Source organism: Streptomyces sp. NBC_00019 (assembly GCF_045041015.1).
Classification (GTDB): domain Bacteria; phylum Actinomycetota; class Actinomycetes; order Streptomycetales; family Streptomycetaceae; genus Streptomyces.
On the sequence record NZ_CP108302.1, the window covers coordinates 3,576,817 to 3,588,788 of the forward strand.

The window sequence follows — 11,972 nt, forward strand, 5'->3', positions numbered from 1 at the left end:
TGGTCACGTCCGCCACCAACCGCCCACCCGGTGCAGGGCGGTGAGGAACGCGCGGGGAACAGCTCGGTCGTCCGGCAGGAATCCCGCGCCCGCCTTCGCCAGCAGCGCCATCTCACGGACGGCGAGCGGGCGCGGTTGCAGGGACAGTTGGCGCAGGGCCCGGTCCCAGGCCGACGCATCGGCCTGTCCCGTCCCGATCCACGCCTGCATCGCGGGGACGAGCGCCACCATCGCCCGCATCCTTCCCTCCGGCCCGTTGATCCGGACGACCGCGTCCAGCACACGCTCGACGATGTGCGGACAGACCGCCGCGGCGTTCTCCGCGACAGCCAGCAGAGTGATGTCCCGGGCCAGGTCGTGCACGATCAGATCGGCCATGTCCAGCGCGAATCCGAGCAGGGCGCAGTCGCTCGGGTGCCGGGTGTGCCGGGCGAGTGCGCAGAGCAGGTCCACCTGCTGCTCGACGGTGCCGGTGTGCTGCCGGATCGCGTAGGTGAGTTCGGCCGCCCAATGGTCCTCGATACAGCCCACGTCACGTTCGAGAAGTCCGAGCAGCCCGAACGGCGGGAGCACCACGCCCGGATTGGCCCCTATCGTGCGAAGAACCTCGTCCCACAGCCGGTCCGGCGTGGGCCGCCCGCCGGCGGCGATCAAGGCGCCCAGCGCGTTCAGCCGCATCGAGGGGGACGTCACGGCAAAAACCGCCGCTTCCGCGCCCTCCAGACACTCCGCGGGCAGACGCGCGATGAGACGCGTCAGATCCCAGTGGTTCGCCAACTCCTCCCAGCGGAAGAGCGCACGCGCCACCGTGCGTCTGTTCTGGGCGGGCAGCCGCCGCAGGAACTTCGGCCACTCCCGCACATCGAGCTTCGCGACCTCGGCGGTGACCATGTCGAGGAGCGCGCCACGCATGTCCCGGTCCACGAGCTGCATCAGGCCGATCATGTGCGGCAACGGGGTCTCCGGCCCGTTCGCCAAGGCTGTGTGCACCAGAGGGAGCAGGAAGCCGGCGAGAGCCTCCCTGCCGACGTACCGCCTGATGTGCTTGGCCGCGACGACGGCGTCCTGGAACGGCATGTCCCGCGCCGCGCGCACGATGTCCGGGAGCCTGTCGGTCTCCGTGTGCTCCAGCAGTGTCCTGAGTCTCGGCGCGGAGAGCGGGTGGGCGAGCACCGTGTCCAGCACCGCGGACTGTGCCGCCCGGTCCAGGCGTGGATACACCGTGTCCAGTGCGTGAGCCAGGGCCGTCCGGAACTCCTCCCGCCTCACCGCCCAAGCGCGGTCCGGGTCGAAGTCGACCTGCTGGAGCCGGGCCGCCACGGACGGCACCCACTCGCCGGGCAGGTGGGGCACGAGCCGGACCAGCAACCAAGGGACGAGCCACGGTTCGGCCTGGGCCGAGACCTCCCACAGCACGGTGGCCAGCTCCTCGGGCAGCACGTCCGGCAGTTGGCCGTACAGCGTCTCCAGTCGCTGCAGTAGCGCGTCCGCCGACCCGGCGACCCGCAGCAACGGCTGGGCGAAGACCTCGGTCAGCACCGGCACGACCACCTCGCGGACCGCACGCTCCGGATCCCCCGCCAGGGCCAGCAGTCCGGGCAGGGCGTCGGCTCCGTCGATCAGGGCCAACCGCGCCTCGACGGTCCGGGCATGCCGCAGGGCCCTGCGCACCTCCCCGTCGATCCGTGGCCTGAGTTCCGGGAGGTCCTCGGCCAGTTGTCTCAGGTGCGCGCTCCGGGACTCGACGCTCCTGATGACCGCGGCCTCCGACAACGCGAGGCCGCCCCACTCAAGGCGGTGCTGCTCGGACACGCGAAGAGCGCCCGCCCGGAGAGCCGCCAGCCGTACCTCGCTCTCCAGGACACTCCGCACCCTCGCCACAGCGGCATCGACCGCTCCGTCCGCCAGCGGTACGCCGCCGGACACGAGGAAGGCGTGCACTTCCGCGTCCGTGAGCCGGCCCGGCCGGAACACCAGGTCGTTCAGCAGCTGGCCAAGTGCCCGATCGGCGGTGTCCAGGACCGGGGCGACGACGCCCAGGGCCTCGATCCGTGGGCGCGCATCGTCGATCAACTGGGTGCACAGCAGCGCTTCGTGGAGCAGTGCCGCGGCGTCCGGTCCGGGTCGGCACGCGGCCAGCCCCGTGAGGACGGCGGCGCGGTCCTGCCGTTCGGCCGCGGAGTTGCGGTTCTGGGCCCGCCACTGGCGCTCCTGCTCGCCCCACCAGCGCGTGAAGTAGCCCTTCAGACCCTTGCTGATCGACGGCAACTGGCCCGGGCTGATCATCGCGGCCTGGCCGCCGTAGGGCTGCAACGCCTCGACGTAGAGCCGTACGAGCAGGGGGTCGCCCTCGCTCAAGCGGTACAGCTCGCTCACTACGTCCACGTTGGTCACCAGGCCGGCAAGCGGATCGCCCATCGAGTGCAGGACCTGGCTGACGCCCGCCCTGTCCATCGGGGGAAGCGTCAAGCTCGCTGCTCGGGAGCCCCAGTTGAGCCGGTCGAGCCAACCTCCGTCGTCCGTGTCCCCGGCCAGACACCTCGCCGAGGCCAGCACCCGTACGCCCGCTGCCGGGGTGGCCGGGAAGAGATCGGGGCCCGGCTCCCAGTCGGTCGCCTCATCGAGCCCGTCGAGCACCACCAGCAGGGGGCGGTCACCGGGAGGTGGGCGTCGCAAGTAGCCGAGGCACGCCTCTTTCCACTCGTCGGCGGACATGTCCGTCCGCGCGGGGGGTTGCCCGTACACCTCGCCCAGCCGCGACGCCAGTGCGGGAAACACCACGCCGGCCTGGGCGGTGTTGAAGCGGATACTCACCGGGACGACGACCACATGGGCCTGCTCCTGCCGCATGACCTCCTGAGCCCAGCGCACCAGCAGGGCCGACTTTCCTCGGCCCGCCTCCGCGACAATCAGGGCGTAGCTGTGGGCCTGGGGGTCGCCGAGCCAGGCGGACAGCTCCCTCAACTGTGGGTCCCGGCCGCCGAAGGGGACTGCGGCGCCGTCCCTGCCCAGGTACTCCGCCAGGAAGTTCTCGATCCTGCCCGCATAGCTGGCACCGAGTGCGGACAGGCCGGCCAGCATCGGTGTGACGGCGTCGGCGGCCTCCCGCCAGCGACGGTCCGTACGGTGGAAGGCGTCGTGCGCATCGAGCAGTTCCGGGTGGAGCGTACGCAACAGCCCGACGGGCACGCCCCAGCCGCCCGTCGGCCGGTCGGCATCACGCGTGGTCTTGAGGACACCGCACACGCCCGTGGTGCGCAGATTGAGCAGCGGGCCGCCGCTCATGCCCGGCACCGCCTGACCGCCCGCGAGTTTCAGCAGTCCTGCGCCGACCTCGTGCAGGCCCTCGTGCGTGAAGGTCACCGGTTCCACCTGCGCCTGTTCGCCAGGCCAGGTCCTGGTGTATCCACACCCGTGGACGCGATCCTCCCAGCGGGGTTCGTCGAGGTCCAGGCGGACACATGGGTGCCCGGTCCGCTCGACTTCGAGCACGGCCAAGTCCGGGTAGGGATACGGGCCGGGAGCCCGAAGGGCACCGGCCGACGGGTGAACGGCCACGATCCGAGCCGCCGCACTTCCCCCGTTCCAGCAGGCCCGCAGCGACTCGGCACCTGTCCCGCCGGTCACGACATGCCCACAGGTCAGGATGGTGCCGGGAGCGATGAAGAACCCTGTGCCGCCCGCCACTTCGGGGCCCGTGATCTGGACCAGGCAGTCAACCAGCAGTCGTCTGATCTGCGACATTCCCGGCGCCGCTCTCCCATTCCAGGGTGATCTTCAGTGACGCCTTGCTCCCGGTGTCCACGAAGATGCCCACCAGGCCCCCTCCCTTGACCGCCAGTTCCAGACCGAACTCGACGGTGGCCTTGGAGGGCCTGATCCTCTCCATGCTGTCGACGATGGCCGCGCCCACCCCCTGCAGCGAGTCCGTGACCGCGTCGAAGGACAGCAGTCTGTCGAGTCCGACGTCCTGGGGCCCGCGTGCCTCCATCTGGTGCACCCTGGCCAGCATGACTTTCCCATTGGGAAGCACGATGTCCACGACTCTCTGTTCGACCACTGCCGTCCCCCGTCGCATCGCCGTCGCCTACGGCAAGTCTGGCGGTCGGAAAGGGAATTGGCCACCGAAAGGCCAACAGAACACCACGGACGGTATGTCCTGGGAAGAACGTGCACGCCCCGTCCCGGGGTGGACCAACATGGTGGTCGTGGTCCTCGGTCGGGCGGCTGCAGCGTGACGCACTCGGGCCCGGGCCGCGCGGTGAGAGCCACCCGTTCCGCATACCCGGATATCCGAATACCCACGTGATCACAGGCCGCACAGGCACGGACGTGTCCAATCACCTTTCGCCCTGATCCGCTCAGGACCCGATCCACGCAACGAACATTGTCGCTCTTCCGGCAGATACCGCTCCACATGGTCCTACGGTCCGTGGAGAGCCCTCACCGAGCGACCCCCTTGGAGGCGTGCCGATGACCGAGACGTCAGATCGGACCGTGCCCGTCGAGCGGCTGAAGCTGGGCGATCACGCCTGTATGAGTCTGCGCGACACCGACTCGCCGTGGAAGGTCTTCACCGCGTACACCCGGACCAGTCTCGCCCGCCGGGAGAAGGTCCTGCTCGTCATGAACCCGGACGACATGAACGACGACGACGTGGTCGCCCTCCTCGACGGCGGCTCCGGTCACGTCGCCACCGCCCGGGACAGCGGACAGCTCTCCCTGAAGCGGAACACCGAGATGTACATCCCGGACGGCCGCTTCCGCGAGGACCGCACGATCGAGCTGTACACGCGGGAGGTCAACCGCAGCTACAGCGAGGGCTGGGCGGGGCTGCGGCTGACCGCCGACATGAGCTGGGCACCGCAGATCGGCCTCGACCACGAGCGGCTCCTCGACTACGAGGCCGCCGTGGCCCCGCTGTTCGCCGACCCGCTGTTCACCGCGATCTGCTGGTACGACCAGGAGCGCTTCGGCGACGGCCTGCTGAGCGACATGACCAAGGTCCACCCGCTGCGGGTCCTGGAGAACCTCGACTCGATCGACGCCGACACGACCCAGGACGGCAGCCGTATATCCGGCTCCGCGGAGCTCGGCACGCGCGCGGAGTTCGTCGAGACGCTGCGCGAGGCGCTGGACCGCCGGGACACCACCGGGCCCGCCCGTTTCGTCCTCGACCTGCGGGACCTGTGCTTCATGGAGGCGCACTGCGCCTGGCAGTTGATCAGCCTCACCGGCTCGTTGCCGGACGGCAGCGAGGTCACCGTGCGGTGCGGCGAACTGCTGGGGCTCGTCCTGCGGCAGCTCGGCGCCGACGAGGTGCCCCAACTGGTGCTCAGCGTCGAGGAGGACGAGGTGGCGGTGTGAGCGAGGACCTGCTGCTGCATACGGCTGCCCACCGCCGCCCGCCTACTCCTCCTCCGGCCGCCGCGTACTGAACCACGCCGCCACCTGACTCCGGTTCGCGAACCCCAGCTTCACGAGTATCCGCTCGACATGCCCCTCGGCGGTCCGCTGGGCGATCACCAGACGGTCGGCGATCTGCTTGTTCGTGCAGCCCTGCGCGATCAGCGCGGCCACCTGCGTCTCCCGCCGCGTCAGCAGCACCTCGCCCGGCGGCGACACGGCCGGCCCGATCACCGAAGGGTCCCGCGCCTCCCCGAGCGCGTACGCGACGGCCTCGTCCATCGACAGCCCGCCGCCCCGCCGGTGCGCCCGCTCGTACGCCGCGTCCCCGAGCACCCGCCGTGCGTGCCGCTCCGCGATCCTGAGCCGCCCGGGCCGGAGCGGCTCCACGGGGTTGCCGCCGATGTCCCGCCAGATCCGGTCGACCGCCCCGCGCAGCACGCCCGCCCGTTCGGCCGCCCCGGCGAGCGCCAGCGCCTCCGCGGCGGCGAGCAGATCGAGGGTGCGGGCGAGACTCTGGGCCTGCTGGGTGGTGTACGGCAGCCGCAGACACGCGCGCGCATGCTCGGCGGCCAGCTCGTAGTCCCCCGCCGACCAGTACGCCAGCGCCAGGGTGCGCAACGCCCAGCCCCGCACCCACTGTTCACCGTGTGCCTCGCAGAGCGCGATCGCCTCGACGCACAGCGGCACCGCCTCCTCCGGACGGCCCCGGCTGACGAGGGTGCAGGCCAGCTCGACACGGGTGAGGACGATGAAGCTGGCCGTCGTGGTGCGCGCCCGTCCCGGGCCGAGGGTGCCGGCCGGCACCGGCGGCGGGCTGGGCACCGACAGCTCCCGGTCCGCCGCCGAGCGGGGCGTCTCGGTGCCCGCCAGGACGGCGGCCGAGCGGGTGTGGACCAGCGACATCAGCGCGCCCGCCCACATCGCCCTGGTCAGTGCCACGTCCGGACGCGCCCCGGCGCGCAGCGCGCCGTCCATGAAGTGCCGGCCCTGGCCCCAGATACCGCCCGCGACCCAGTGGAACCACAGGGAGGAGGCCATCCGCAGTCCGTGCTGGGCCTCGCCGGGGGTGGTGAGGCAGAAGTCCAGTGCGGCACGGACGTTGTCCCGGTCCAGACGCAGCCGCTCGGTGATCTCCGCCTGGTCGGGCCCGAACCAGTTCCGCTCGTACTCGCCGGCCAGCCGCGCGAAGTGGTCCCGGTGCCGGCGCCGGGTCGCGGTCACCTCACCGAGGTCCGCCAGCTTCTCCAGGCCGTAGTCCCGCAGGGAGACGAGCAGCCGGTAGCGCACCTGCCCGCCGTACTCCTCCCGGACCAGCACCGACTTGTCGACCAGCCCCGCCACCGCGTCCAGGACGTCCGCCTCGTCGAGGCCCTCCCCGCCGCAGACCGCCTCCGCGGCCGTGAGGTCGAAGCCACCGACGAACACCGACAGCCACGCCCACACCAACTGCTCCTGCGGGGTGCACAGTTCATGGCTCCAGTCGACCGCGGACCGCAGGGTGCGGTGCCGGGGCGCGGAGGCGGGGCTGCCGCCGGTCAGCAACTGGTAGCGGTCGTCGAGCCGTTCGACGAGCTGCTCCACCCCGAGTGCCCGCACCCGTACCGCCGCGAGTTCGATGGCGAGCGGCAGCCCGTCGAGCCGGCGGCACAGCCGGGCCACGGCCTGCTGGTTGCTGTCGCCGAGGGTGAAGCCGGGCACCACGGCGGCCGCCCGGTCGGCGAACAGCCGCAGCGCCGGGAACCGTTCGGCGGCGAGCGTGCCCTGGGAGAACTCGTGCGGCGCGGGCGCCGACAGCGGCGGCACCTCGAAGAGCCGCTCGCCGACCGGACCGAGCCGGTGCCGACTGGTGGCGAGGATCCTTACCCCTTCCGTCGCCGACAGCACGGCGGCCGCGAGCAGCGCACAACTGCGCAGCAGATGCTCGCAGTTGTCGAGCACGATGAGCAGCCGCCGCTCCCGGAGATACTCCACGAGCATCTCCAGCGGCGGCCGTACGCGCTCGCTGCGCACCCCGAGCGCGTCGATCACGGCGTGCGGGACGAACGCCTCGTCCTGCAACGCGGCGAGCGGCACCAGCCACACCCCGTCCGGGAAGACCCGAGCCACCTGCTGCGCCACATGCCCGGCGAGCCGGGTCTTGCCCACCCCGCCCGGGCCCGTCAGGGTCAGCAGTCTCCCCGCCGACAGCAACCGCCTGACCTCGGCCGCCTCGTCCCTGCGCCCCACGAAGCTCGTCAGCTCCACAGGAAAGCCCGAAGTACGCCGCGACTCTGATCCGCCCACGACCAGTCACGCCCTCTGTTGTGGTCCCCGTACGCGCTGTTCCCCCGCAGGGTAGGCACCGGGTGTGCGCGACAGGCCGGGTTCGCGCAATTCCCGCCTCTAAGGGTGAGCGGAAGTTGCGCCCGGCCCCTGGGCCGCCCTCAGGATCGCCGCCACGACGAGCGCCAGGGACCGTGGATGCAGGTCGAGGAAGAGATTCGGCTCGACGAGCTCCAGCTCCATCACCCACGGCTGAGCGTCGTCCCCGTCGACGAGGTCCACGCGCGCGTACAGCAGCTCCGGAGCATCCGGTACGGCGGCCAGGGCGCGCTCGGCGACGGCGAGTTCGGCCGGGGTCGCCGTCCACGGCTCCAGGCCCGGGTGGGCGACCTTGGCCGCGTCGAAGGCCGTACCGGGCGCGAGGACCGCCCGCTTGCGGCTGGCGTGCAGGAACCGGCCCCCGAAGAACAGCAGCGCCCGCTCACCGCCGGCGTCGATGCCCTTCATGTACGGCTGCACCATCGCGGTGAGCCCCTCCTCGTGCATCCGCGCGAGCTGCCGTACGGCGGTCCCGTGCTGCTCCGGCGTGTACCGCGCGGCATAACGGGCGCCCGCTCCGGAGGCGGGCTTGACGACGTACTCCCGGTCGTCCGGGAGGTCGACGGCGTCACCGGGCGCGAGATACCGCGTGGGCACGGTGGGCACCCCCGCCGCCGCCAGCTCGCCCAGATACCGCTTGTCGGTGTTCCACCGCACGACCTCGGCCGGGTTCGCGAGCCGGGTGGCCTTGGCGCACCGCTCGGCCCACGCCACGAACTCCGCCACCCGCCAGCTGTAGTCCCAGGTGGACCGGATGAGGGCGAGGTCGTAGCCGCCCCAGTCGACCTCGGCGTCGTCCCAGAACACGGCGTCCGCCTCGGCCCCGGCCGCGCGCAGGGCGTCCAGGAGCACGGGCAGATCGCGGTCGTGGCTGGGCTCCGGCCGGGGGTCGTAGGTGACGAGGGCGACTCGGGGCACGACGGGGGTCCCTTCCCATATGACGTGTACATCTATGACTGGTACATCGACAGGCTAGGCAGGGCCCCCGCAACCGCGGCAACCCATTTGACCTTCCCCCACGGTGAAGCCCCAGCATCGGAGGCAGGACCCGGACGGGGAGGACGTACATGCTGACGATCGGTGCCTTCGCGAAGGCGTGCCGGCTGTCGCCCAAGGCCCTGCGGCTCTACGACGAGCTGGACCTGCTGCGTCCCGCGAAGGTCGACCCGGACACCGGATACCGGTACTACGCGGTCGAGCAGCTGGAGCGGGCACGGCTGGTGGCGTGGCTGCGGCGGATCGGGATGCCGCTGGCCCGGATCCGCGAGGTGTGCGCCCTCGACGCCCCGGCGGCGGCCCGGGAGGTCCGCGCGTACTGGGCGCGGATCGAGGCGGAGACCGCCCAGCGGCGTGACCTGGCCGGGTTCCTGGTCGACCACCTGACGTCCGTCGCGCGAAGGGACCCGCCCGTGCTGGAACTCCGCTACGCCGCCCACTCGGACCCCGGCCGGGTCCGCCCCGCCAACCAGGACACGGCCTACGCGGGCACCCGGCTGCTCGCGGTCGCCGACGGCTACGGCCCCGCGGGCCTGCCGGCGAGCAGCGCGGCCGTAGCGGCACTGAAGTTCCTGGACGCCGAGGACGTGTCGGCGGGCGACGTGCTCAATCTGCTGGAGGAGGCGGTGCGGGGTGCGACGGAGGCCGTCGAGGACGTGGCCGGGTCGGGCACGACCCTGACGGCGCTGCTGTGGACGGGCTCCCGGCTGGCCCTGGTGCACATCGGCGACTCCCGCGCGTATCTGCTCCGCGAGGGCGGTCTGTTCCGCATCAGCCACGACCACACGCTCGTCCAGTCGCTGATCGACGAGGGCCGTCTGACTCCGGAGGAGGCGAGGTCCCACCCGCAACGCGCCCTGCTCCTCAAGGCCCTCGGCACCACGGCCCCCGACCTCCGCCTCCACGAGGCCCGCCCCGGCGACCGCTACCTCCTGTGCTCCGACGGCCTGTCCTCGGTCGTGCCGGAGGACGACATCCGCCGCACGCTCGCCTCGGCCGCCGGCCCGGAAGCGGCCGTCCACACCCTGATCGCCACGGCGAACACCGCGGGCGGCCCGGACAACGTGAGCTGCGCGGTCGCGGACCTGGTGACGGCGGACGGCCACGCGCCGCACCCGACCTGATCGGGCACAGGATGTCGGGTCGGGCAGGGTGGGTCCTTCCTAACGTGGGTGATCGAAAGGGAAGGAGGCCGGGGTGCTGGAGCGGCTCAACCAGGCCATGGAGTACATCGATCACCGCCTCGATCAGCGGATCGAGGCGGCCGACGTGGCACGGACCGCGCTGACCTCGGAGTACCACCTGCGGCGGCTGTTCTCCGCGCTGGCGGGGATGCCGCTGTCGGAGTACATCCGGCGCAGACGGCTCACGATCGCCGGTGCCGAGGTACTGGCCGGGGACCGGACGCTGCTGGAGATCGCGGTGCGCTACGGCTACACGTCGGGAGAGGCGTTCGCGCGCGCGTTCCGCGCCATGCACGGCGTCGGTCCCGGCGAGGCCAGGCGGACCGGTGCGGCTCTGGAGTCCCAGCCACGGCTGTCCTTCCGTCTCACCGTCGAAGGGAGCAGCAGTATGCGATACCGGATCGTGGAGAAGGACGAGTTCCGGGTGGTCGGCAGGAAGGTGCGCGTCCCCCTCGTGCACGAGGGGATGAACCCCGCCATCGCCGACTTCATCCGGGGCCTCGGCAAGGAGACACTGCGGCGCATCGAGGATCTGTCCGACCAGGAGCCGCAGGGGATCCTGGGGGTGAGCGACAACCTGGACCCGAGCCGCGCGGAGGGCACCGAACTCGACTACTACCACGGGGTGGTGAGCGGGGCGGCCGTGCCCGACGGCATGGAGGCGCTCACCGTACCGGCCGGGACCTGGGCCGTCTTCGAGAACTCCGGGCCGTTCCCGCAGGCACTCCAGTACCTGTGGCGGGACGTGTTCACCCAGTGGTTCCCGTCCAACCCGTACCGCAGCCGCCCGGGCCCCGAACTGCTGCGGACCCGGCTGACACCGGACGCGGCACAGGCGGACGCGGAGCTGTGGATCCCGGTGGAGCGGGATACCGACTAGGCGCCGCCGGAAAGCAGGGGCGCCGGGCGGGAGCGCCCCTGCACAATCACCGCATGTCGATCTCCGGAACGGACGCCTACGCCAAGGAAACCCACCTCCCCCCGCTGGTCGAGCGCGCCCTCGCCGCCGCCCGCGCCCACGCCTTCCCGCACTCCGTCCGCCCCGAACAGGGCCGCCTGCTGCACGCCCTGGCGGGCGGCGCGGCGGGGGCCGTCGGGGAGACGGGCGCGGGCTGCGGGGTGGGCCTGGCGTGGCTGGCGTCGGGGGCGCGGGAGGGCGTACGGATCGTCGGCGTGGAGCGCGACCCGGAGCGTGCCCGCGTCGCCGCCGAGGTCTTCGCCGACCGGCCCGAGGTGGAGATCCTCCACGGCGACTGGCGGCGGATCGGTGAGCGGGGGCCGTACGACCTCCTCGTCCTCGACGGCGGCGGCACCGGCAAGTCCCCGGACGACGACCCCGCCGACCCGGCCCGGCTGCTCACTCCGGACGGCACGCTTGTGATCGACGACTTCACACCGGCGACCGACGATCCGCCGCTGCACGACGGGAAGGTGGACCGTCCCCGGCTCTTCTGGCTACGCCACCCCGCCCTGAACACCCTCGAACTCCCCCTGGCACCTGACCTGGCCACCCTCGTCGGGACGCGGCGCCGGCTCGCCGGGACGGAGACGACCTGGCGGGGCTTCGAGTACGGGCAGATCGTGCGGGGCGTCGTCACCCGCATCGAGCGCTTCGGCGTGTTCGTGGACCTCGACGGCAGCGAGGGCTTCATCACCGCCCCCGAGCTCACCCGGCGCCACTTCGACTCCTACGACGAGGTCGTCCACGTCGGCCAGGAGGTGACCGCGGAGGTCCTCGCCTTCGAGCTGATCCGGTCGCAGGTCAGGATCTCCGTGGCCGCCCTGGAACCCGACCCGTTCGGGGAGTTCGCCCGGACCGCGCTCGGGCGGCGCCTGTCCGGGACCGTCACCAAGGTCGTGCCGTTCGGCGTGTTCGTACGGGTCGCCGAGGGGATCGAGGGCCTCGTGCACCTCGACGAGCTGACCGACCCCGCCGCCGTCGAGGTCGGCAAGGAACTGGTCGTCGAGGTCACCGACATCAACGTCGTGCGGCGCCGGGTGACTCTGAGACCCACCACCTGA

8 protein-coding genes are annotated in these 11,972 nt (G+C 71.9%); 4 read left to right on the forward strand and 4 right to left on the reverse strand.

From position 1 onward, the window contains the following. Window positions 1-3: 3 nt before the first annotated feature. Together OHU89_RS17040 and OHU89_RS17045 are read right to left on the reverse strand one after the other, a co-directional pair. Window positions 4-3,744 carry a trypsin-like peptidase domain-containing protein gene (locus tag OHU89_RS17040; protein WP_405643859.1) on the reverse strand — a complete coding sequence of 1,247 codons (3,741 nt, stop codon included), beginning with the start codon at window positions 3,742-3,744 and terminating at the stop codon, window positions 4-6. Continuing rightward, entirely contained in the window at window positions 3,716-3,991 is a 276-nt protein-coding gene (locus OHU89_RS17045) for a CU044_2847 family protein (RefSeq protein ID WP_405643860.1), read from the reverse strand. The genes OHU89_RS17040 and OHU89_RS17045 overlap by 29 nt, the downstream gene beginning before the upstream one ends. 482 nt (window positions 3,992-4,473) lie before the next feature. On the opposite strand from OHU89_RS17045, the gene OHU89_RS17050 reads away from it, so the two are divergent. Continuing rightward, on the forward strand, window positions 4,474-5,367 hold the full coding sequence (locus OHU89_RS17050; RefSeq protein WP_405643862.1) for an MEDS domain-containing protein: 894 nt from the start codon (window positions 4,474-4,476) through the stop codon (window positions 5,365-5,367). 42 nt (window positions 5,368-5,409) lie between these two features. On the opposite strand, the gene OHU89_RS17055 is transcribed toward OHU89_RS17050, so the two are convergent. Continuing rightward, a complete protein-coding gene (locus tag OHU89_RS17055) occupies window positions 5,410-7,635 on the reverse strand; it encodes an ATP-binding protein (protein ID WP_405643864.1) in 2,226 nt (741 codons plus the stop codon). A 156-nt stretch (window positions 7,636-7,791) separates the two neighbouring features. Next, window positions 7,792-8,688 (reverse strand): RimK family alpha-L-glutamate ligase, encoded by an 897-nt coding sequence (locus OHU89_RS17060; protein ID WP_405643866.1) that lies wholly within the window; start codon window positions 8,686-8,688, stop codon window positions 7,792-7,794. A gap of 149 nt (window positions 8,689-8,837) precedes the next feature. On the opposite strand from OHU89_RS17060, the gene OHU89_RS17065 reads away from it, so the two are divergent. From OHU89_RS17065 to OHU89_RS17075, 3 genes are all read left to right on the forward strand, one after another. After that, window positions 8,838-9,890 (forward strand): MerR family transcriptional regulator, encoded by a 1,053-nt coding sequence (locus OHU89_RS17065; protein ID WP_405643868.1) that lies wholly within the window; start codon window positions 8,838-8,840, stop codon window positions 9,888-9,890. 73 nt (window positions 9,891-9,963) lie between these two features. Further along, window positions 9,964-10,830, forward strand: coding sequence for an effector binding domain-containing protein (locus OHU89_RS17070; RefSeq protein WP_405643870.1), 867 nt, complete (start codon window positions 9,964-9,966; stop codon window positions 10,828-10,830). Between the two features lie 53 nt (window positions 10,831-10,883). After that, entirely contained in the window at window positions 10,884-11,972 is a 1,089-nt protein-coding gene (locus tag OHU89_RS17075) for a S1 RNA-binding domain-containing protein (RefSeq protein ID WP_405643872.1), read from the forward strand.

Coding starts and splice junctions, on each gene's coding strand:
- OHU89_RS17040 (WP_405643859.1), bottom strand. CDS start 3,744: ATGTCGCAGATCAGACGACTGCTGGTTGACTGCCTGGTCCAGATCACG.
- OHU89_RS17065 (WP_405643868.1), top strand. CDS start 8,838: ATGCTGACGATCGGTGCCTTCGCGAAGGCGTGCCGGCTGTCGCCCAAG.
- OHU89_RS17075 (WP_405643872.1), top strand. CDS start 10,884: ATGTCGATCTCCGGAACGGACGCCTACGCCAAGGAAACCCACCTCCCC.
- OHU89_RS17050 (WP_405643862.1), top strand. CDS start 4,474: ATGACCGAGACGTCAGATCGGACCGTGCCCGTCGAGCGGCTGAAGCTG.
- OHU89_RS17045 (WP_405643860.1), bottom strand. CDS start 3,991: ATGGAGGCACGCGGGCCCCAGGACGTCGGACTCGACAGACTGCTGTCC.